The organism is Knoellia remsis, from assembly GCF_003002895.1.
Lineage (GTDB): Bacteria > Actinomycetota > Actinomycetes > Actinomycetales > Dermatophilaceae > Knoellia > Knoellia remsis.
This window is the reverse complement of the sequence record NZ_PVTI01000010.1, coordinates 75,774-96,930: the sequence shown is the minus strand read 5'-3', so window position 1 is coordinate 96,930 and position 21,157 is coordinate 75,774. Positions and strand designations below refer to the sequence as shown.

General features: G+C 71.1%; 23 protein-coding genes. 2 read left to right on the top strand and 21 right to left on the bottom strand.

The window, feature by feature from the left end:
* Nucleotides 1-96 precede the first annotated feature (96 nt).
* Nucleotides 97-789 carry a demethylmenaquinone methyltransferase gene (locus BCF74_RS07925; protein WP_106297411.1) on the bottom strand — a complete coding sequence of 231 codons (693 nt, stop codon included), beginning with the start codon at nucleotides 787-789 and terminating at the stop codon, nucleotides 97-99.
* 73 nt (nucleotides 790-862) lie between these two features.
* Between BCF74_RS07925 and BCF74_RS07920 the strand changes: the two genes are divergently transcribed.
* Nucleotides 863-2,164 (top strand): isochorismate synthase, encoded by a 1,302-nt coding sequence (locus BCF74_RS07920; protein WP_106297410.1) that lies wholly within the window; start codon nucleotides 863-865, stop codon nucleotides 2,162-2,164.
* Nucleotides 2,165-2,265: 101 nt separating this feature from the next.
* On the opposite strand, the gene BCF74_RS07915 is transcribed toward BCF74_RS07920, so the two are convergent.
* The 8 genes from BCF74_RS07915 to BCF74_RS07885 form a co-directional block, all read right to left on the bottom strand.
* Nucleotides 2,266-2,628 (bottom strand): VOC family protein, encoded by a 363-nt coding sequence (locus BCF74_RS07915; protein WP_170070171.1) that lies wholly within the window; start codon nucleotides 2,626-2,628, stop codon nucleotides 2,266-2,268.
* 50 nt (nucleotides 2,629-2,678) lie between these two features.
* Complete coding sequence (locus BCF74_RS07910; RefSeq protein ID WP_146132901.1) at nucleotides 2,679-3,380, bottom strand: hypothetical protein; 702 nt, start codon at nucleotides 3,378-3,380, stop codon at nucleotides 2,679-2,681.
* Between the two features lie 131 nt (nucleotides 3,381-3,511).
* Entirely contained in the window at nucleotides 3,512-4,744 is a 1,233-nt protein-coding gene (locus tag BCF74_RS07905) for a geranylgeranyl reductase family protein (protein ID WP_106297407.1), read from the bottom strand.
* 26 nt (nucleotides 4,745-4,770) lie between these two features.
* Nucleotides 4,771-6,549: a 2-succinyl-5-enolpyruvyl-6-hydroxy-3-cyclohexene-1-carboxylic-acid synthase gene (menD, locus tag BCF74_RS07900; protein WP_106297406.1), complete on the bottom strand. Its 1,779-nt coding sequence runs from the start codon at nucleotides 6,547-6,549 to the stop codon at nucleotides 4,771-4,773.
* A 76-nt stretch (nucleotides 6,550-6,625) separates the two neighbouring features.
* Nucleotides 6,626-7,084 carry a DUF3817 domain-containing protein gene (locus BCF74_RS07895; RefSeq protein WP_106297405.1) on the bottom strand — a complete coding sequence of 153 codons (459 nt, stop codon included), beginning with the start codon at nucleotides 7,082-7,084 and terminating at the stop codon, nucleotides 6,626-6,628.
* Between the two features lie 13 nt (nucleotides 7,085-7,097).
* On the bottom strand, nucleotides 7,098-8,300 hold the full coding sequence (locus BCF74_RS07890; RefSeq protein WP_106297404.1) for a PGAP1-like alpha/beta domain-containing protein: 1,203 nt from the start codon (nucleotides 8,298-8,300) through the stop codon (nucleotides 7,098-7,100).
* The gene (locus BCF74_RS17310; RefSeq protein ID WP_170070170.1) at nucleotides 8,297-8,449 is read right to left on the bottom strand and encodes a hypothetical protein; all 153 of its coding nucleotides are present in this window, start codon (nucleotides 8,447-8,449) and stop codon (nucleotides 8,297-8,299) included. Before BCF74_RS17310 ends, BCF74_RS07890 begins: the two co-directional genes overlap by 4 nt.
* Nucleotides 8,450-8,662: 213 nt before the next feature.
* Nucleotides 8,663-9,037 carry a hypothetical protein gene (locus BCF74_RS07885; RefSeq protein ID WP_146132900.1) on the bottom strand — a complete coding sequence of 125 codons (375 nt, stop codon included), beginning with the start codon at nucleotides 9,035-9,037 and terminating at the stop codon, nucleotides 8,663-8,665.
* 99 nt (nucleotides 9,038-9,136) lie between these two features.
* Here BCF74_RS07885 and BCF74_RS07880 point away from each other — a divergent pair, with 99 nt between their 5' ends.
* The gene (locus BCF74_RS07880) at nucleotides 9,137-10,567 is read left to right on the top strand and encodes a mycothione reductase (RefSeq protein WP_106297402.1); all 1,431 of its coding nucleotides are present in this window, start codon (nucleotides 9,137-9,139) and stop codon (nucleotides 10,565-10,567) included.
* A 9-nt stretch (nucleotides 10,568-10,576) separates the two neighbouring features.
* Here the strand turns inward: BCF74_RS07880 and BCF74_RS07875 are convergent, their stop codons facing one another.
* The 12 genes from BCF74_RS07875 to BCF74_RS07820 form a co-directional block, all read right to left on the bottom strand.
* Nucleotides 10,577-11,575, bottom strand: a complete 999-nt coding sequence (locus BCF74_RS07875; protein ID WP_106297401.1) for a cation diffusion facilitator family transporter — start codon at nucleotides 11,573-11,575, stop codon at nucleotides 10,577-10,579.
* A 61-nt stretch (nucleotides 11,576-11,636) separates the two neighbouring features.
* Nucleotides 11,637-12,947, bottom strand: a complete 1,311-nt coding sequence (locus tag BCF74_RS07870; protein WP_106297400.1) for an MFS transporter — start codon at nucleotides 12,945-12,947, stop codon at nucleotides 11,637-11,639.
* A 180-nt stretch (nucleotides 12,948-13,127) separates the two neighbouring features.
* Nucleotides 13,128-13,553, bottom strand: a complete 426-nt coding sequence (locus BCF74_RS07865) for a DUF779 domain-containing protein (protein WP_218279223.1) — start codon at nucleotides 13,551-13,553, stop codon at nucleotides 13,128-13,130.
* The gene (adh, locus tag BCF74_RS07860; RefSeq protein ID WP_106297399.1) at nucleotides 13,553-15,082 is read right to left on the bottom strand and encodes an aldehyde dehydrogenase; all 1,530 of its coding nucleotides are present in this window, start codon (nucleotides 15,080-15,082) and stop codon (nucleotides 13,553-13,555) included. The genes BCF74_RS07865 and adh overlap by 1 nt, the downstream gene beginning before the upstream one ends.
* Nucleotides 15,083-15,205: 123 nt before the next feature.
* Nucleotides 15,206-16,426, bottom strand: a complete 1,221-nt coding sequence (locus tag BCF74_RS07855) for a sigma-54-dependent transcriptional regulator family protein (RefSeq protein ID WP_106297398.1) — start codon at nucleotides 16,424-16,426, stop codon at nucleotides 15,206-15,208.
* A gap of 65 nt (nucleotides 16,427-16,491) precedes the next feature.
* The gene (locus tag BCF74_RS07850; RefSeq protein ID WP_146132899.1) at nucleotides 16,492-17,229 is read right to left on the bottom strand and encodes a VOC family protein; all 738 of its coding nucleotides are present in this window, start codon (nucleotides 17,227-17,229) and stop codon (nucleotides 16,492-16,494) included.
* Between the two features lie 14 nt (nucleotides 17,230-17,243).
* A complete protein-coding gene (locus tag BCF74_RS07845) occupies nucleotides 17,244-17,636 on the bottom strand; it encodes a type II toxin-antitoxin system VapC family toxin (protein WP_106297396.1) in 393 nt (130 codons plus the stop codon).
* Nucleotides 17,633-17,869, bottom strand: a complete 237-nt coding sequence (locus BCF74_RS07840; RefSeq protein ID WP_106297395.1) for a ribbon-helix-helix protein, CopG family — start codon at nucleotides 17,867-17,869, stop codon at nucleotides 17,633-17,635. The genes BCF74_RS07845 and BCF74_RS07840 overlap by 4 nt, the downstream gene beginning before the upstream one ends.
* 12 nt (nucleotides 17,870-17,881) lie before the next feature.
* Nucleotides 17,882-18,382 carry a hypothetical protein gene (locus tag BCF74_RS07835; protein WP_146132898.1) on the bottom strand — a complete coding sequence of 167 codons (501 nt, stop codon included), beginning with the start codon at nucleotides 18,380-18,382 and terminating at the stop codon, nucleotides 17,882-17,884.
* 39 nt (nucleotides 18,383-18,421) lie between these two features.
* A complete protein-coding gene (locus BCF74_RS07830; RefSeq protein ID WP_106297393.1) occupies nucleotides 18,422-19,402 on the bottom strand; it encodes an o-succinylbenzoate synthase in 981 nt (326 codons plus the stop codon).
* A complete protein-coding gene (locus BCF74_RS07825; RefSeq protein ID WP_425432810.1) occupies nucleotides 19,399-20,673 on the bottom strand; it encodes an Nramp family divalent metal transporter in 1,275 nt (424 codons plus the stop codon). The genes BCF74_RS07830 and BCF74_RS07825 overlap by 4 nt, the downstream gene beginning before the upstream one ends.
* A 72-nt stretch (nucleotides 20,674-20,745) precedes the next feature.
* On the bottom strand, nucleotides 20,746-21,150 hold the full coding sequence (locus BCF74_RS07820; RefSeq protein ID WP_106297391.1) for a VOC family protein: 405 nt from the start codon (nucleotides 21,148-21,150) through the stop codon (nucleotides 20,746-20,748).
* Between the last annotated feature and the right edge of the window lie 7 nt (nucleotides 21,151-21,157).

The following is a 21,157-nucleotide window of genomic DNA, read 5'->3' as shown; positions in this document are numbered from 1 at the left end:
AGCATTATCGGGTGGCCCGATACCGACCCGGTCCGCCCGACAAGCCTTCTCGGGTCGCGCGAGAGCTCCTCGCCGCGCCGAGTCGACAGAGACCAGTCAGAGCTTGATGGCTCGGTGCAGCGCGACGATGCCGCCGCTGAGGTTGCGCCACTCGACGTCGCTCCACCCGGCGCCCGCGACGCGGCCGGCGAGCTCGCGCTGGTCGGGCCAGGCCTGGATCGACTCGGCGAGGTAGACGTAGGACTCCGGGTTCGAGCTCACCCGGCGAGCAACGCGGGGCAGCGCCTCCATGAGGTACTCGCGATACACCTTGCCGAATGCCTTGTTCACCGGCTGGCTGAACTCACAGACGACGAGCCGCCCACCCGGCTTCGTCACGCGCGCGAACTCGCGCAGCGCCGCGTCGACGTCGGCGACGTTGCGCAGCCCGAAGGACATCGTCACGGCGTCGAACGAGTCATCCGCGAACGGCAGGTTCATCGCGTCGGCGGCGGTGAAGCCGAGGTCGTCGCGGCGCTTCTTGCCGACGCGCAGCATCCCGAGGGAGAAGTCGGCCGGCACGACGTCGACCCCGGCGTCGGCGAACGGCTCGCTCGACGTGCCCGTCCCGGCGGCGATGTCGAGGACCCGCTCCCCCGGCTTGGCGTCGACCGCGCGCACGACGGCCCGTCGCCACAGGCGGTCCTGCCCGAGGGAGAGGACGTCGTTGGTGACGTCGTAGCGCTCGGCGACGTCGTCGAACATCGCGGCGACGTCGCGGGGCTGCTTGTCGAGGGAGGCGCGGCTCATGTCGCCATCCTCTCACCGTGGTTCCCGCCTCCCTCGCCGGACCGAGCCCGCCCACGGGGTTACGCTCACGGTGATGACGTCCCTGCCCACGTCCGACCCGGACCCCGCCGCGCTCGCGCCTCTCGTCAGTCGCACCGTCGCCCTCACCCCTGAGGCCGGTGCGACGTTGTTGTCGCTGCTTCCGGACGCCGGGCCGCGCGACACGACGTCGTGGGTGCGGCGCGGCGACGGACTCGTCGGCTGGGGCCGCGCGCTGTCGGTGACGGCCCGCGGCGAGGACCGCTTCGCAGCGTTGGAGTCGTGGTGGCGGTCGGTGTCCGCGTCCGCGGTGGTGCGTGACGAGGTCGACCTGCCGGGTACCGGGCCGGTCGCCTTCGGCTCCATTTCGTATGCCGCCCGCTCGCCGATCGGCGCGACTCTCGTCGTGCCGTCGGTCGTCGTGGGTCGGCGCGGCGACCAGTGGTGGGTGACGACAACGTCGACGGACTCCCTTCCGGCACAGGCGGATCCGGAGGTCGCCGGCGACGTCACGGCGCCCGGCGGGGTGGCCTTTGCCGACGGCTCGCTGTCGCCGGCGGAATGGGCCGGTGCCGTGGGCGAGGCCGTCTCGCGCATCCAGGCCGGCGAGCTCGACAAGGTCGTCCTCGCACGGGACCTCGACGTGCGCACCGAGTCGCCGGTCGACGTGCGCTGGCTGCTGTCGCGGCTGGCCGAGCGCTACGAGTCGACGTGGGTGTTCGCGGTCGACGGGCTCGTCGGCGCGACACCGGAGATGCTCGTGCGGCGCGAGAAGGGGCTCGTCACCTCGCGGGTGCTGGCGGGGACGATCCGTCGCACGGGCGACGACGAGCACGACCTCGCGTTGGCTGCGTCACTGGCGCGCTCGTCGAAGGACCTCGAGGAGCACGAGTACGCCGTGCGCTCCGTCGCCGATGCCCTTGCGCCGCACTGCTCCTCGATGAACGTGCCCGAGGCACCGTTCGTCCTGCACCTGTCCAACGTCATGCACCTCGCGACAGACGTCGCGGGGGTCCTCACCGACGACACGTCGTCGCTCGCGCTCGCCGCGTCGCTGCACCCGAGTGCGGCGGTGTGCGGTACGCCCACACCGGTGGCCGACGAGCTCATCGCCGAGCTCGAACACATGGACCGCGGCCGGTACGCCGGTCCGGTCGGCTGGATGGACGCCTCCGGTGACGGCGAGTGGGGAATCGCCTTGCGCTGCGGGGCGATCCATCACGACGACGCCCAGCGCATGTCGCTGTATGCCGGGTGCGGCATCGTCGCGGGTTCGGTCCCCGAGGCCGAGGTGGCCGAGTCCGACGCGAAGCTCATCCCGATGCGCGATGCCCTCACCGCCCCACCGCAGAGCTGACTCACCTCTTCCCGCCGACGAGGACTCGCCAACGCCTCACTCGTACCGGCGGCGAAGGGCAGCATTCCGACCTCACCCAGGTGGAGGCTAAGGACGCGAGCTCAGCGGCGGCTGGTGAAGCGCAGATAGTAGCCGTCGGGGTCGGTGACGCGGAAGTCGGTGAGTCCCCATTCCCGCTCGACAAGGTCCCCGGCCAGCTCGATGCCCGCCGCCACGACGCCATCCCGGCATGCCACGACGTCGGCCACCTCGATGACGACCTCGGTCCCGATCGGCACGGCCCGCAGGGCGGGGTCGACCGCAGGCCGCTGCGCGAGACCGATTCGGACACCACCGAGCCGCACCGCGGCATACGGCACCGGGTCGCTGCTGCGACCCCTCACCTCGAAGCCCAACGCCTCGTAGAACGCGATCGACCTCTCGAGGTCGGCGGGGAAGAACTCGACACGCAATGACTCACTCATGCCCGAGCACCCAACACCCTCCAGTGCACTGCAGATCCAGTGCGATCGGTTCATGCCCGCCAGGACACCTTGCCCTTGCGCCCCCGCTTGGGCGGTGCGGCGCGCTTGCCCGTCGTGGCGACCCGGTGTCGCAGCTCCGCCCTGCTCCTCGCCTGCCCGCGGCTGGGCCGCCGCAGTCGCAGGCTGTTGAGGGTCAGCGCCACCACGGCGACTCCCAGCCCGCCGAACCCCAGGCTCAGCCCGATCTCCGGGTCCGAGTTGTCCTGGGTCCAGTACTCGTAGTCCTCTCGTGCCATGGCCATGACGACGGACCCCCTCCCGTCCCGACGCACGCGCACGTCGAAGGGCGGCTGATAGCCCGTGATCTCCGTCGGCGACTGCCAGCCCTGCCGGACATCGTCATAGATGCTGTCACTCACAGCATTGACGTTCTCGAGCGGGACGTCGACGCTGCCGTCCTCGAGCCGGACGCGCACCTCGTCGACTTCGTGGTACCCACCACCTCGGCCACCCACGTAGTCGACGCGGACCTCGGAGGACGTGGCCGTGGTCCACTCACCCCGCGATCGCAGCGAGTCAGCCTGGTTGCGGTCGTTCAGGTCGATCGGGAAGAACGAGAATCCGAAAGCCGAGAAGAACGCGCACAACCACAGCAGCCACGAGATCCCGTCGGTGGAGTCGTCCGGCCACCCGAGAAGGCGGCTGACCCACGTCGGCAACGGGACGGCTCGCTCCCCTCTCTGCCCGCTCACGCCCACAGTCTGGCCGATGGCCGGCTCACCAGGGATGAGCCCACACAGGGTTCGATTCGCTGTCGGTGTCTCGATTCGTGGGAGTGCCGGCGAGTCGAGGCGCGCGTGGCGAGGCGAGGGTCAGGGGAAGATCAGGTGAAGGGCGGGCGCGCGTCCAGACCCACCGACCGACGCCCGGCCCAGCGCCACACACGCGCCGCGCGGTCGCGGTCCTCGTCGGTGACGAAGTTGCCCATCCAGCGCAGCGCGAGCGTCATGGCCCAGTCCGAGCGCATCCCGATCGGCCCCAGGGCCGGCACGACCCGAGGCGCCGTCGCGATCCCAGCCAGCCGCCGAGCGATGGAGAACGCCTCACCGTAGTGCTCGCGCAACAGCGCCGGCCACGTGACGGACAGGTCGGTGTCGAGGACGTCGACGACGAACCGTCCCGTCTCCAGCCCGTAGTCGATCCCCTCACCGTTCAAGGGATTGACGCACGCGGCGGCGTCGCCGATGAGCGCCCAGTTCGGCCCGGCGACCCCGGACACGGCGCCACCCATCGGCAGCAGCGCGCTCGTCGGCATCCGCGCCTCGCCGCGCAGCCCGAAGTCCGCCCGCCGCTCCTCGACGTAGTTCGCCATGAGCGGCTTGATCGCCACATCGGCCGGCCGCTTCGTCGTCGCGAGGGTGCCCGCGCCGACGTTCACCTGACCGCCCCCGAGCGGGAAGATCCAGCCATACCCCGACACGATCGACCCGGCCTCGTCGCGCAGCTCGAGGTGCGAGCTGATCCACGGGTCGTCGGCCATGTCGGAGTCGACGTAGCAGCGCCCGGCCACGGCATAGACGGTGTCCTTGTGCCACTTACGGCCGAGGACCTTGCCGAGGCCCGATCGCACGCCATCAGCGACGACGAGACGCGAGCACTCGATCTCGAACGTCTCCCCGTCACGCCGGAAGGTCACCCCGCGCACCCGGCCGCCCTCGACCCGCGCGTCGACGGCCTTGGCGCCCTCGACCCCGACGGCGCCGGACTTCAGCGCCGTGGTCCGCAGGTGGTCGTCGAGCTCGGTGCGCGCGACCGCGGAGCCCCACGACGGCAGCGAGCCGCCCGGCCACGGCAGCTCGAGCGTCTGCCCGAACCCGTGCGCCCGCAGGCCTTGGTTGACGGTGTGTCCCCGCACCCAGTCCTCGAGCCCGAGCCGCTGCAGCTCGGCGATCGCGCGCGGCGTCAGCCCGTCACCACAGGTCTTGTCGCGCGGGAAGACTGCCGCGTCGGCGAGGACGACATCACGCCCGGCGCGGGCCGCCCACGCGGCAGCGGCGGAGCCGGCGGGGCCGGCGCCGACGACGAGGACGTCGGTGCGTTCGGGGGTGCTGGTCACGGACACATTGTCGCAAGCCGCGACGTTCACACCGAATCCGCCAACGCCTCCGCCGCCACCTGCCGGAGCCGGGCGTGGGCGTCGCGGTGCGACTCGGGATCGACGGGCACCTCGACGACGGTGATCCCGTCGGGAGCCTCGGCAAGCGCCTCGACTGCCGCGTCGCGCGTCTCTGCGAGGACATGCCGTATGCCGTGTGCGCGGCACAGTGCCGCGAAGTCGGTTCCCGTCGGGGTACCGAAGATGCGCCCGAAGTCCGAGCTGCGTTCCGGTGCTCCGTGCTCGAGGGTGCGGAAGATGCCGCCGCCTCCGTCGTTGGTCACGAGGATCGTGAGATCGGGGCGCGGCTCGTCCGATCCGATGGCGAGCGCGTTGGCGTCGTGGAGGAAGGTGAGGTCGCCGACCCACGCATAGCTCGGTGCGTCGGTCGTGAGCGCTAGCCCGACCGCCGTCGACAGACAGCCGTCGATGCCGGCGAGGCCACGGTTGGCGACGACGTTGAGCGCGGCCGCGCGGGGCGGCATACCGAGGTCGAGGTCGCGCACCGGGTTCGAGGATCCGACGAAGAGCCGGGCACCCTCCGGCAGGGCCTCGCCGACGACCGACGCCACTGCGAGACCGGTCCCCCACGCTGCAGGATCGGACGAAATAGCCTGTGTCACAGAGGAACCCGCATCCCGCCATGAGGACAGCCACTCGCCGTCCCCGTCCCCCAAGGCAGCAGAGCTGAACGCGACGACCGGGTCGACCCTGCTCGCGACATGGCTCGGGTCGGGCCACTCGGGCAGCGCCGTGAAGACCTCGACCCGTACGCCCGCCGTCCTCAGCAGCGATGCGACGGCACGCGACAGGGTCACCCGGCCGATGACGAGGACACGGTCCGGCAGGTGGGATCCCAACCAGTCACCCGCCGTCAGCAGCAGGGGGCCGTGGGGGACGACGGTCGTGCGGTCATGGTCGCCGAACGGTTCTGCCACAACGGGATACGCGTGCTCCGCCGCCCACTCCGTCACCTGTCGCGCGGTGATGGGAGAGGGGGTGAGATCGCCAAGCACGACGAGGGTCCGCGGCGCGACGGGCTCAGCGCTGCGCGACCATGCCACGCCCTGGGCGACCCGTACCCACGGCCCACCGTCGGCCCGCCCCACCAGCCCCTCCGACTCATTGCGACTTCGCAGAGTGCCGGCCGTGCCGACGGCGCGCTCGGCGCTCTGCGAAGTCGCAATCAGTTGGTCCTGGTCGGGGGTGAGGGGGTCACGGAAGGCGACGTTGAGGTGGACCGGGCCACCGTGGGCCATCGGCTGCCCGCCGGCCAAAGCGCCGACCGCGGCGGCGAGCGCACGGCATACCGACGTGCGGTGGGACGCGCCCACGGACGAGACCGACTCCGGCGCGGGCAGGTCGGCCGACCACCGCACCGCTCCCCCGAACATCCCCGGCTGCACCGTCGTCTGGTTCGCGCCGGTACCGCGCAGCTCGCCCGGCCGGTCCGCGGACAGAACCACCAGAGGCACGCCCGTGTGGTGCGCCTCCAGCACGGCCGGGTGGAGGTTCGCCACCGCTGTCCCCGACGTCGTGATGACCGGCACCGGCCGGCCCGACCCCTTCGCGAGCCCGAGCGCGAGGAACCCGGCCGTCCGCTCGTCGACGCGCACGTGCAGCCGCAGGCGACCGGCGCGCTCGGCCTCCTGGACGGCATACGCCAACGGAGCCGAACGCGACCCGGGCGCGAGGACAACGTCGCGAACCCCGCCACGGACGAGCTCGTCGACGAGGACGCGAGCGAGCGCGGTCGAGGGATTCATGCCGTCAGCGTTGCACGAGTTCGGCGTTGCACGATGTCAGCGTCGCGCGATGTCAGCGGTGCACGAACGCCGCAGGTCAGCTGCCGGACGCCGGCGGCCCGACGAACAGCGCGACGCCGGTGAGCCCGATGACGGCGACGACACCGACGATGAGCGCCATCGCCGGGTTGCGGGTCAGCCATGCGAGCAGGCGCTCCGGCGGGGACGACGGCGCCTCGCCGCCGCGCGCGAACCGCCACGGACCCTCGAGCAAACCGGCCTTCTCGACGCGGCGGTCGAAGAGCACCGTCGCGAGCGGCGGCACGGCGCTCACGAGCGACAGCACACCCACGCCGACGGACCACTTCTGGTTGACCCACGTCGCGAGCGCCACCAGGCAGTAGGCGATGAACACGACCCCGTGGACCATCCCGAAGACGCGCACCCCGAGGTCGGTGGTCTCGGTGACGTACTTGAGGAACATGCCGATGAGCAGCAGGGCCCAGGTGATGGCCTCGGCCACGGCGAGACGGCGGAAGAGCAGCTTGGGGGTCACGCCGGCGATTGTGTCAGTCCTGTCTGGGCGTCCGCTGTGGCACCCGCCGCGACCGGTAGTCGTGCACCGTCGCCGTCGCACCGGGCGCGAGCGTCACCGCGGGAGCCAAGCTCGTGCGCCACGTCGAGACGGACGGGTCCGGCGTGCGGTCCGCCTCAACGGCGGTCTGCGCGTACTGCGTCAGCTCGTGCGCGGCGAACACGTCGTCCGGCGAGGGACCGCGCGCCGGTGAGGCCAGCACCGTCGTCCAGTTGCGCCGGACCGGTGGCGGCGCGACATCGAACTGGGGCATGGGGTCGCCGCGGTGCTGCAGCGCCAACACGGCAGTGGCGTCTGGAATCGGGAAGGCGTCGATCGGGGACCCGGCCGTGAGGATCTGCGTGACCCGGTGGCGACGGGTGAAGGCCGGGTCGGAGGCGAGGGCCGCCGCGACAAGTCCGCCTTGGCTGTACCCGGCGATGACGACACGGTCGCGAGGACCGGCCCGTCCGCCTTGCGCCTGGGCCAGCGCCTGTTCCACCGTGGCCTTCGACGCAGCCGTCGAGCGCAGCATGAGCGAGACGTTCGACGTCCAGTCCAACGGGTCCTCGCCGCCGGACTCGATCCCACCGCGCGTCCCGGGCACCTGCACGAGCCACGTCGTCGAGCCGTCAGCCGCCGGGATCTCGATGACCCGCGCGCCGATGTCCGAGGTCAGCGGTTCGATCCCTGCGAGCAGCGAGGCTGCGGACGTCGGCACGTCACCCGCCGACATCGGACGCGACCCCACCTCACTCACCTCGACCGGCCACGCGTCGCCCCCGTCGAGGTAGCCGACCCGCCCGCTCGCCTCGGTCATCATCCAGGTCAGCAGCAGCGCCTGCTGTCGAATGGCGTCGACCATGGCACGGTTCGCCCCCTCCGTCACCTCGTATGCCGTCGCCGCGCGACCCGTGCTCCCCGCCAGCTCGCGCAGCCGCTCGGCTTCCCGGTCGACGCGGCTGCGCACATGACGCGCCTCCCACTGGGCTCGGGCGACATCGACGACGAGGTCGGCGTCCGGGATCCCGGTCGAGCCGAGGGACCCCACACCGACGTCGACGACAGCCCAACCGCCGGCCTCGACGTCCTCGGCGATCGCCGCCGCCACCCGCCGCAACACGGTCGCAGCCGCCCGCAGGTCATCGACGGCCACCTCGAGGCCGCCTTCGCCGCCGGTCACCTCGAGGTCGCTCACGCCGCCTGCTCCACCCGATCCGCGACCCGGTCGAGCAGGTCGGCCACCGCGTCCTCACGCTCGCCGAGCTCACGCAGCTCGCGAACCCTGACCGAGATGACCCGACGGAACTCGTCCGCCGTGCGCCCCCGCCAGCTCAGCTGAGCCACGACACCGAGCGTGCCCACCTCCTCGCGCGTGCGCTCCGCCGACCGTCGCCACCGCCGGGCCCGACTTCTGAGATCCGTTGCATCCACCATGCGAGGAGCCAACTGCGACAACACAACCCGTGTCGACCGCCAAGTCCCTCTCCTGTGGACAGACCGCCCACACACCGCCCCCTGTGGACAACTCGGGTGACCGCACGACGTCCCCCCGGGGCGTCAGGACGAGTCGGTCCGACGGGCGGCCCACCCGCCCGACGTCGCGATGGCGAGGACCGCACCGATCGACCACCCGGCGAGGTTGCCCACCGCCAGCACCATCGCCGTACCCAACGCGACGGCGATCGCCGCGGCGCTGAGGAAGGACGACGCCGATGGCAGCACTCGCCCACCGCGGCCGCCCTTGCCCGCCCGTGCACCCCACTGCCCGAAGAAGAGACCGACCCACAACGCCACGGCCAGGACCGCGCCCGCGACATAGCCGGCCCACCGTGCACCCGGGTCGTCGATGAGCAGCGGCGACAACAGCCCCACGGCGACGGTCATGAGGACGGCGACCGCGACCGAACCCCACACCTGACTTCTCTGCCTCATGCCCACCACCATGACTTGCCAGAGCGAGCCCGCGCATCCGGCCCACGACGGAACAGCACCTCCGACTCGCGACGGAGGCACGCGGCATACGCTGCCGTCATGGCGCGCCACCACGACCTCATCATCATCGGGTCCGGGTCGGGGAACTCGCTCGTCACGCCCGAGCTCGAAGGTCTCGACATCGCGATCGTCGAGGAGGGCACGTTCGGCGGCACCTGCCTCAACGTCGGCTGCATCCCCACGAAGATGCTCGTCCTCCCGGCCGACCGCATCACCGAGGCCCACGAGGCGCGCCGGCTCGGCGTGACGGTCGACAGCGCCCCAGCCACCGTCGACTGGCCCGCCATCCGCGACCGCATCTTCACGAACCGCATCGACGAGATCTCCGCCGGCGGCGAGCGCTACCGGCGCAGCCAGGACTTCGTCACCCTGTATGCCGCCCGCGCGCGTTTCGTGGGGAGGCGTCGCCTCGCGCTCGACACCGGTGAGGAGATCACCGCCGACCGGGTCGTCGTCGCGGCCGGGTCGCGCGCGGACCTGCTCGACGTCGACGGCCTCGACCGGGTCGACCCCAAGCGCGGCGTGCACACGAGCGACACGATCATGCGCATCGACGAGCTGCCGCGTCGGCTCGCGATCGTGGGCGGCGGGTTCGTCGCGTGCGAGTTCGCGCACGTCTTCGGCGCGCTCGGCGTCGAGGTCACCCAGATCCAGCGCTCGGGCGCGCTCTTGCGGACAGAGGACGCCGAGATCTCCCGCCGCTACACCGAGCTCTCCCGCGGCCGTCACGACCTGCGCCTCGACACCGTCGTCGCCTCGGCGTCGCGTTCCCCCGAGGGCACCTGGACGCTCGGGCTCATGGGTCGCGACGGCGCCACCGACGTCGAGGCCGACGCCGTGCTCGTCGCCGTCGGCCGCACCCCGAACGGCGCGCGGCTCGACGTCGAGGCCGGCGGCATCGAGCTCGACGACTGGGGCGTCGTCAGGGTCGACGCGCAGCAACGCACCACAGCCGACGGTGTCTGGGCGCTCGGCGACGTCGCGAACTCGTGGCAGCTCAAGCACGTCGCGAACCACGAGGCGCGGGTCGTCGCCCACAACGTCGCGGTCGACGCGGGCCGCCTCCCAGGCGAGGGGCCGGTCGAGGCCGACCACCGGTTCGTGCCGCACGCCGTCTTCGGGCACCCGCAGGTCGCGGCGTTCGGGCCCACCCGGGCCGAGCTCGACGAGGCGGGGACCCCCTACGTGAGCTACACGCAGGCCTTCGGCGACACGGCATACGGCTGGGCGCTCGAGGACACGACCTCGATCCTCGTCGTCTGCGCGGACCCGGACTCCGGCGGCATCATCAGCGCGCACTGCATGGGCCCGGACGCCTCGACCCTGATCCAGCCGCTCATCCAGGCGGCGAGTTTCGGGCAGTCGGCGCGTGAGGTGGCGCGCGGGCAGTACTGGATCCATCCCGCCCTCGCCGAGGTCGTCGAGAACGCCCTCCTCGGCCTCCCGCTGAACGACCGCCTCAGCCGTTGAACGACCGCGTCAGCCGCTGAGGTACCAACTCGGCAGCTCCCCCGGCTCGAGCGCCGTGTCGTCACCGGGCGGAGTCAGGGTGAGGACCGCGCGCTCCACCTGCGGGACCGCACTCAGCTCCTCACCGATCTGTGCCAGTCGCGCGGCCACGTCGGACTCGGACCTGTCGCCGACGAGGTCGACGGCCGCGACGAGCAGGATCCGGTCGGCGCCGATCCACTCCATGAACAAGAAGCTCACCCGCTCGATGTCCGGGTGGTCCAGCAGGCCGCGCAGCGCGAGGTTGCGCGCCAACGGCGTCACCGTCTCGCCGGCGAGGAAGTCCATAATGCGCCGGATGAGGAAGATCGCGACGACCCCGAGGAGCAGGCCCACCGCGATCGAGCCGGCGGCGTCCCATCGCGGGTCGCCGGTGACCTGGTGCAGCCCGATCCCGATCCCCGCGATGACGAGCCCGATGAGCGCGGACAGGTCCTCGGCGAAGACCGACCGCAACATCGGGTTCGACGTGATCCTGATGTAGCGCAACGGATGCAGGCGCCGCCGGGCCGCGAGTGAGCGCGCTTCACGCAGGGCCTGCAGGAACGACGTGCCCTCGAGGACGAAGGCGATGCCGAGGACCGCCCAGGCCCAGCCGTATGCCGGCGTCTCGCCTTCGCTCGCCGGTGCGGTGAGCGAGGTGACGCCGTGCCAGACCGAGACGGCGGCGCCGACGCTGAAGAGCCCGAAGGCCGCGAACATCGACCAGATGTAGCCGACGCGTCCCCACCCGAGCACGTGGCGCTCGTCCGCCGGCCTCACCGACCGACGGGACCCGATGAGCAGGAACACCTCGTTGCCGGTGTCGGCCCACGAGTGCGCTGCCTCGGCGACCATCGACGCCGACCCGGTGACCACGGCCGCGACGGTCTTGGCGAGCGCGATGAGCAGGTTGGCCGCGAACGCGACGATGACCGTGAGCATGGACTCGTTCCGGGCCGGTCGTTGCGTTGCCGTCGCCTCGCTCATGCGTCGTCCTCCTTGTCGCCGTCGCAGAGCCGTATGCCGTTCTCGGCCAATCTAGGCGGTGTCACGGTGTCGGGGTGCGTGCGTCGTAGCGGAGGAACCCCGGCTGCGCCCGCGCGAGCACGAGGATCGCTGCGACACAGGCCAGCCCACCCGCGACGGCCGTCCAGCCCTCACCCACGCCCTCGGCGACGAACCCGCCGAGCAGCTCGCCCAGCCGCGGCCCGCCCGCGACGACGACGATGAAGACGCCCTGCAGCCGGCCGCGCAGGTGGTCCGGCGTCGCCGACTGCAGGATCGTCGTGCGGAAAACCGCGCTCACCGAGTCCGAGGCACCCGCGACCGCCATCGCGGCGAGCCCCACCCAGAGCGCCTGCCCGCGGGTCAGCACCCCGCCGGCGGCGAGCATCGCCGCACCGAACCCGGCGATGGCGGCGCCCCAGCCGACGATCGAGATCATGATGGCGCGGCCCTGGTGGATCACCGTCCCGAGCCGGCCCGAGAAGAACATCGCCCCGATCCCGCCCACGGCCGCGGCCGCCGACAGCGCGCCGACCGTCGTCGCTCCCCCGCCGAAGATCACCGCACCCGCCGCCGGGAAGAGCACCCGCGGCTGCGCGAGCACCATCGCCGCGATGTCCGCGACGAAGGTCATGCGGACGTTGGGTCGCGTCGCGAGGAAGGCGAACCCGTCGAGCACCGACCGTATGCCGGGTGCGCGCCTCCTGGTCGCGACCCGGCTTCCGGCGTCGTCACCGTCGAGTGCACCGTCGACGGGTTCCGTTGGGAGAGAAGGCAGTCGGGCCAGTCCCCACAGTGCGGCCGTGGTGATGACGGCGTCGACGGTGTACGCCGTCTTGAAGCCGCCCCAGTCGACGAGGAGTCCGGCCAGCAGCGGCCCCACCGTCATCGACGCGTTCATCGCGAAGACGGACAGGGCGTTGGCCGCGGGCAGCTGCTCGCGCCGCAGGATGCGCGGGTAGATCGAGGTGCGCGCCGGTGACGACACGGCGAAGGCCGCGTTCCATGCGGCGACGAGCGCATAGAGCACCCACACCTCGGTGTTGCCGAGCCAGGCCTGCAGCGCGCAGAGCACCGACACGGCGAACGCCACGGCCTGCGCGACGAGCCCGACGACGCGCCGGTCGAAGTGGTCGACGAGCGTCCCGCCGTAGAGCCCCATGACGACGAGCGGCACGAGCGCACAGAGCCCGACAATGCCGACCGATGCCGTCGACCTCGTGAGGTCGTAGACCTGCAGGCCGATGGCGACGACCGCGAGCTGGGAGCCGATGTTCGAGAGGGTGAAGCCGGCATACAGCCGCCGGTAGTCCGGGTTGCTCCTCAGCGGTTCGAGGTCGAGGAGGAGCGGCACGAGAGGTGAGCCTACGACCGCTCCAGCACCTCAACTTTCCCGCCCCATGCGGGAACCTTGAGCGAGTGAGGGGAACAGAAGTCGTGCCTCACTCAACCTTCTGCCATGGGGCGGGAAAGTTGCGACGGGGCGGGCGCGCCGCCGGCATACGCGCGCACGGGCCAACAAGACGACCTCGCGTCACAGCAGCCCGAACGCGACCAGCTCCTCCTGCGTCATGAGGCGCGAGCGGATGAGGAAGCGCACGCCCTCGGGTGCCTCGACAGAGAACCCCGACCCGCGCCCGGGCACGACGTCGACGGTGAGGTGGGTGTGCTTCCAGTACTCGTACTGCGACGTGCTCATCCAGAACTCGATCGGGGTGACGCCTTCGGGCGCGAGCACCCCGAGCATCACGTCCGCCTCCGAGGTCATGAACTCACCAACCGGGAAGCACATCGGCGAGGACCCGTCGCAGCACCCGCCGGACTGGTGGAACATCAGCGGCCCGTGGACCCCCTCGAGCTTCGCGAGGAGGGTGGCCGCCGCGGCGGTGAGGTCGACGCGCGTCATGTCGCCTGGTGTGACGCGGACGCCGGCCTCACCGCCGCCGGTGAAGGGCTCCATCAGAAGAAGCCCAGCTTGTCGGGGCTGTAGCTGACGAGCAGGTTCTTCGTCTGCTGGTAGTGGTCGAGCATCATCTTGTGGTTCTCGCGGCCGATGCCGGACTGCTTGTAGCCACCGAACGCGGCGTGCGCGGGGTACTGGTGATAGCAGTTGACCCAGACCCGGCCCGCCTCGATGCCGCGGCCCATGCGGTATGCCGTGTTCATGTCGCGCGACCAGACGCCGGCGCCGAGGCCGTAGAGCGTGTCGTTGGCGATGCGCAGGGCGTCGTCCTGGTCGGTGAACTTCGTGACCGACAGGACGGGCCCGAAGATCTCCTCCTGGAAGATCCGCATCGAGTTGTCGCCCTCGAAGACCGTCGGCTCGACGTAGTACCCGCCCTCGAGACCCTCGACGGTGCGGGCCGAGCCGCCGGTGAGGACCTTTGCGCCCTCCTGCTTGCCGATGTCGAGGTAGCTGAGGATCTTCTCGTGCTGGTCGCTGCTCGCCTGCGCGCCGACCATGACGTCGGGGTCGAGTGGGTTGCCCGTCGTGATCGCCTCGACGCGGGCGATGGCGCGCTCCATGAACTCGTCGTAGATCGACTCCTGGACGAGCGCGCGCGACGGGCAGGTGCAGACCTCGCCCTGGTTGAGCGCGAACATCGCGAAGCCCTCGAGCGCCTTGTCGAAGAACGCGTCGTCGGCCGCCATGACGTCGGCGAAGAAGACGTTCGGGCTCTTGCCGCCGAGCTCGAGCGTCACCGGGATGATCTTCTGCGACGCGTACTGCATGATGAGCCGGCCCGTCGTCGTCTCCCCGGTGAAGGCGACCTTGGCGATGCCGTCGTGCGAGGCGAGCGGCTTGCCGGCCTCGACGCCGAACCCGTTGACGACGTTGAGGACGCCGTCGGGCAGCAGGTCGGCAATGAGCTCGACGACCCGCAGGATCGACGCGGGCGTCTGCTCGGCCGGCTTGAGAACGACACAGTTGCCGGCGGCGAGGGCCGGGGCGAGCTTCCACGTCGCCATCAGGATCGGGAAGTTCCACGGGATGATCTGCCCGACGACGCCGAGCGGCTCGTGGAAGTGGTAGGCCATCGTGTCGTGGTCGATCTCGGAGATGCCACCCTCCTGGGCGCGCACCGCGCCGGCGAAGTAGCGGAAGTGGTCGACCGCGAGCGGCAGGTCGGCGGCGAGCGTCTCGCGCACGGGCTTGCCGTTCTCCCACGCCTCGAGCACCGCGAGCTGCTCGAGGTTCTCCTCGAGCCGGTCGGCGATCTTGAGCAGGATGTTGCTCCGCTCGGTCGTCGACGTGCGACCCCACGCCTCCTTGGCGTCGTGCGCGGCCTGCACGGCGGCGTCGATGTCGGCGGACTTGCTGCGCGCGACCGTGACGAACGCCTTGCCGTCGACGGGCGAGATGTCCTCGAACGTCTCACCGTCCTGCGCGGGCACCCACTTGCCGCCGATGAAGTTGTCGAGATGTCCCGGCAGGGTGACCTTCGATCCGTCGGTGTTCGGGGGCGCATAGGTGTTCGATGCAGCCATGACCAGACCTCCTTGTCCTGCGGCGACGCTCCGCTGCGTCACCCGTCCCTGCGGACGCTAGGAGAGGCCGGGTTGGTCAAAGGTTGGCCGCTCGCGGGACTGCCGACCGTCAGCGGTTGGCCGTCAGCGGTTGGCCGCGAGGATCGCCGCGAGCTCGGCCTTCACCGGGTGCTGCCGCTCCCCGAGCACGGCGAGCGCGCGCTCGGTGACCTCGGTGTCGTAGGGGACGGCGCGGGCATACCGCACGACGACGTCGGGTCGCGGGTCCGCGAGCAGGGACTCGCGCACGGCGACCGCGAGGTACTCGCCGGTCGAGGTCAGCTCCGGCGAGTCCGTGCCCGGCACGAGGTCTCCTCCGTATGCCGTCACCGCGGCGTCGACGTCGCCGCTGCGGACCGCGCGCATCACCTCGGTGGCGTCGCACGCGACGGGAAGGTCGAGACGGTAGGGGCGCGACAGGAGTCTCCCGCCGAGGGCCTGGCGCAGGTGCGACACCTCGGCCTTGAGGGTCGAGGTCGAGACGCGGGCGTCGCCGTAGAGCGCGGCGTGCAGGGCGTCGAGGCTGAGCCCTTCGGGGTGCAGGGCGAGCAGGGCGAGGATCTCGCTCTGTCGCCTGGTGAGCAGCAGGCGGGTGCCGTCGACGTGCGCCTCGGCGGCTCCGAGGATGCGCAGGGTGAGGCCGCTGCCGGCGCGAGTTGTGCTGTCTCCCAAGCCTGCTCGCGGGATCTCCCGCTCGAGGAGGCTGGCCAGGGCGGTCGCGGTGGCCGCGCCGATGGGGTGGGTTCGGTCCCACGTCGTCGACAGGTCGAGGACGCCGAGCTGCTCCCCCGTCGCGAGGTCGCGCACCGGCGCGGCCCAGCAGACCCAGTTGTGCACGATCGGCGCGTAGTGCTCGGCGGAGAAGACCGTCTGGGTGCGTCCGGTGCGCTGGGCGAGGGTGAGGGCGTTGGTGCCGACGCTGTCCTCGTCCCAGCGTCCGCCCGGCACGAAGTTCACACTCTCGGCCTTGCGCCGCATGACCCGCCCGCCATAGGTCCACAGCAGCCGGGTGTCCGCGTCGGTGACGGCGACGACGAGGTCGCCGTCCTCGGCGACCCGGCGCAGCTCGGCCTCGAGCTGGCCGACGGCGACGTGCAGCGGCGATGCCTCGAACTGCTGACGGGTCTCGTCAGGGTCCGCCATCGGTGCCTCGGTGACGTCGTCGGAGACGTGGTCGGCACTGCGGTTCCAGCTCTCGACGATCTCGTCCGGCACCTCCGCCGGCGGCGTGGCATGGTCCTGTGCCCACGCGCCCCGGGCGCGCTCGAGCGCGTCCCGCCTGCCCTTGAGGCCTCTGATCGCCATCGCACCTCCACGTGCGTCGGTGGGGCCACGCTAACCCGCGCCCCGTCGTCACGGAAGGCGAACGGTCAGGGTGTCCGCCGGGTGAGGCAGTAGGTGCGCCCGACGGGGTCGCGCATGACGTGCCACCCGTCGTGGACGCTCACGACCTTGGCGCCCGCGGCGACGTGGGTCTCGACGCTGGCCTCGCGGTCGTGGGTCGCGAAGTCGAGGTGCCCGCGGACCGTGCCGGTCGGCTCACCGAGGCGTTGCACGAGCAGCTTGACCGGTATGCCGTCCGGTCGCTCCAGCGAGGTGAACTCGGCGTAGTTGTCCTCGCCTCGCGACCACCCGGTGAGCCGCTCCCAGAAGGCGAGCTCGACGGCATACGCCTCGCTCGGCGCGTCGAGGCACACCTGGTCGAGGAGGTCCGGCTGGCCGCCGCGCACCTGCGTGGTGGCGCTGTCGTGGTCCGCCCACGACGTGATGCAGAAGACGAAGCCGCCCGGGGAACGCATGACGACAACCGTGCCGTCGGGGTCACGGCGGACCTCCATCGCGCCGAGCCGCGTGGCCTCGGCCGCGGCGGTGTCGACGTCATCCACGTCGCGGTCGAGGTGGACCTTGCCGCCGATTGGGCTGTCGGTGATGCGCTGGACCTTGAGCCACGGATCGCCCTGCTCCGGCAGGAGCGTCGCGAACTCGGCTCGCCCACCCCGCCTCGAGGAGAGGTGGGTCCGGGTCACGCGACGCCAGAACGCCTCGGACGCCGGCGCATCGGCCTCGGGGGTGTCCAGGAACACCCACACCCATCTCAGCTGGATCACAGGTGTCACCCTCCTCAGGTGATGGTGACGATGGCAACACCGCTGGCCCCACGAGCGAGCCGAAGGTCTGAAGTCACCAAGGGTGCACCGAACTCCTGGGCCAGAGACACGTAGTACGCATCGGAGACGCGAATGTTGTGACGCAGACCCCACACAGCCGGGGTCAATGCGCGATGGGGCACCGAGGTCACAGGGAAGTCCACCAGGTCGTCGATCGCCCGACGCGCGTCATCCTCGGTCAACCTGCCGGCACGGTGCATTCGGGCCAGCGCGGAGGTCACCTCAGCGAACAGCAGATCCGGCGCGAGCAGCTCACCGGCGCCCCGCAGCGCCTGCGCGGCGCGCACCTGTTTCGGCGAGGCGACCAAGAGGTCAACGAGGGCACTCGCGTCGACGACGACCGTCACCCGAGTTCCGCTCTGACCTCATCCATCACGGCTTGGACGTCGATGTCGCGGGGAGGCTCTCCCGCCCGTCGAGAGGTGACCCGCTCGAGCCACTCATCCACGGACATGCGCTCGACCTCGCGGCGAAGGTTGCGCAGCACGAGGTCGCTCACGGTCATGTGCTCCTTCGCGGCCCGCTCCTTGACCGCGGCATAGAGCTCGTCCGGGACGTTCTTCACTTGCAGGGTCGCCATACCATGACAGTATCATGACGCTATCATCCTCGGGTCATGCTTCGTACGGCCCTGCCGGGCGAGGCCCACGGCCTGGAGGACGGTCAGGGCCACCCATGCCAGGCCCGCCACGCCGAGGCCGCTGGCAGCGAGGACGTTCGAGAGGCCGATCTGCTCGGACGTGTCCCCGAGGACCGAGCACTGGGATCCCTCGACGTCCCCGAAGTCTGCGAGGAAGGTGCCGAAGACGATGAGCCCCAGCCACACCACCCAGAGCGTCACGACCTGCGGCACCGGCAGCGTGCGTGGCCGTTCGCGGCGGAAGAAGGACAGCACCGTCGTGATCGCCAGGCATACGAAGAGGACCGGGCCGACGAAGAGCACATACGCGAAGATCATCCAGCCGCCGCACGTGGCGAGGACGACGTGGCCGAACCCACCCCACACCAGCACGACGAGATGGACGGGCACCATCGCGAGGAAGGTCAGGCGTGCCGCCGTCGGGAGGGCACCGCTCGTCGTGTCCGAAGCCATGTAGACAGTCTGGCGCGTGGGCGGCACCGGCTGCGGTCGTTATCCCCAGGCCCGGGCCACACGGTCGCGCCACCAGTCATGACGCTCGGGCGACGCGGCCCAGCGCTCGAGCAGGGCCGGGTCGGGGTCGACGCGGCGGACGGGCAGGGTGCCGTCGCGGGGCACGAGTGAGTGGGCCGTGACGTCACCCTCGAGGAGCGCGACGGTGCCGAGCCCGCAGGCGTGGTCCAGCCGGGGCAGCGCGCCGGCGAGGGCGACCCCGGCGGCCATGCCCACGCTCGTGTCGAGCGCCGAGGACACGACAGCAGGCAGACCGGTCTCGGCGACGATGTCGAGGGCGGCCCGCACTCCCCCGAGCGGCGCGACCTTGACGACGATCACATCGGCAGCCTCGAGGTCACGCACGCGAAGTGGGTCCTCCGCCTTGCGGATCGACTCGTCCGCGGCGATGGGCACGTCGATTCCCTTGCGCGCCAACGTGACTCGCAGGTCGCGCAGCTCCTCGACCGTCGCGCAGGGCTGCTCCGCATACTCGATCTCGTATGCCGCGAGGCGGCGGAGGGTGTCCGTCGCCGTGTCGACGTCCCAGGCGCCGTTGGCGTCGATGCGGACCTTCGCGGACGGGCCGAGGGCCTCGCGCACGGCGGCCACCCGGCATACGTCATCGTCCGGTGACTGACCGCGCTCGGCGACCTTGACCTTCGCGGTCGTGGCGCCCGGGAACCGGCCCAGCACACCGGGCACCGCGTCCGGGGCGACCGCGGGCACGGTGGCGTTGACCGGCACGGTGTCGCGCACCGGGTCGGGCCACCCCGTCCACGCAGCCTCGACGGCGGCGCGCAGCCAGCGCGACGCCTCGGGCGGCTCGTACTCGAGGAACGCACCGAACTCGCCCCATCCGGCGGGACCCTCGACGAGGGCGACCTCACGCTCGGTCACACCGCGGAAACGCACCCGCATCGGGATCGAGACGACGTGGAGTGACGCGAGCAGCTCGTCAGGAGAGGGCTGTTCGCTCATTCGACAATCAGCTTGCGCAGCTCGTTGAGGGCGAGCGCGACGAAGGCGAGCGTCGTCAGCGAGAGCAGCAGGTTGGACCACCAGTGGTTGCGCCACTCGCGAGGAACCCTGTCGGAGTTGAGGATCCACAACAGGGTGATCGCGAGGAACGGCATGAAGAACGCGCCGAGGACGCCGTAGGCGAGGATGAGCCAGACCGGCTTGCCGAGGAACATCATGATCATCGGCGGGAAGGTCAGCCAGAGGATGTAGGCCTTGTACCAGCGGCCACCGAGGCCCCGCTCAGGGTCGTCCTGGGGCAGCTTGCGCAGGTGCCCCACGAGGTCGGCGAACATGAGCGAGACGCCGTTCCACACCCCGATGAGGGAGGACATGGCGGCCGCCCAGAAGCCGACGAGGAAGACCTTGCCGGCCCACGTGCCGTAGCGGTCCTGCAGGACACCGGAGAGGTCGAGCAGGCCCTTGTCGCCGGTGCTGACGGCGATGTTCGCGGAGTAGAGGAGCTCGGCGCCGACGATGAGCGTCGAGACGACGAAGATGCCGGTGACCGTGTAGGCCACCCGGTTGTCGAGGCGCATGACCCGCATGAACTGTGGTGTGTCCCAGCCCTTCTCGCGCAGCCAGTAACCGTAGGCCGCGAGGGTGATCGTGCCGCCGACGCCGCCGGCCACGGAGAGCACGTTGATCAGCGCGCCGTCGGGGATGGTCGGGATGAGGCCCTTGGCCATGTCCGGCAGGTTCGGGACGGTGAGCAGGGCCGCACCGACCATCGTCACGAACATCAGCGCGACGAGCGCGGCACAGACCTTCTCGAACACGGCATACCGGCCGAACCACACGAGGACGAGGCCGATGAGCCCGGAGAGGATGCCCCACCACGTGACCGACAGGACCGGGAAGAGCGAGTGCAGCGGCAGCCCCGTGCCGGCCATCGCGGCGGCGCCGTAGACGAAGCCCCAGATGACGATGTATGGCACGAAGTAGATGTGCGTCCAGACACCGAGACTCGACCAGCCCTCGTAGATCGTGTTGCCGCTCGCGAGGGAGTAGCGACCGGCGCCCTCGACGAGGACGACCTTCATGATGCAGCCGACGATGACCGCCCAGAGCAGGGCGTAGCCGTACTTCTGGCCGGCGATGAGGGTGGCGACGAGGTCGATGGCGCCGACACCGGTGGCGGCCACGATGAGGCCGGGGCCGATGAGCCGCCAGCGCGGCTCGCTTCCCGAGGTGGACGGGTCGGCGGTGACGGCGTCGGTGCTCATTGCCATAGCCAACCAGATGCCGCGGGGGTTACCGCGCGGTCGCTCGGGCGCCCGGTGAGTGGCTCGCGGCGAGCCCGGTCAGCGGTCGCGGCTCGACAGGACGCAGAACTCGTTGCCCTCCGGGTCGGTGAGGACCGTCCAGGTCGCGTCGTCGGTCTGCCCGACGTCGGCGAGCCTCGCACCGCGCTCGAGCAGGGACGCGATCTCGGCGTCCCGGTCCTGGCTCGTGTGCGGGGCGAGGTCGATGTGCAGCCGGTTCTTCACCGTCTTGCCCTCCGGCACGGGGACGAAGACGATCTCCTGGCGCTGAGTGCGCCACTCCTCGAGCGTCTCGACGACGTCCTCGGTCGCTTCGGGCGGGGCGATGACGACCTCCTCGCCGTTCTCGAACCCGATCTTCCAGCCGAGGGTCTCGGCCCACCACCGCGCCTGGGCGGCGATGTCCTCGCAGTCGACGACGACGGTGTACCAGAGCAGTGCCATGCCCCGA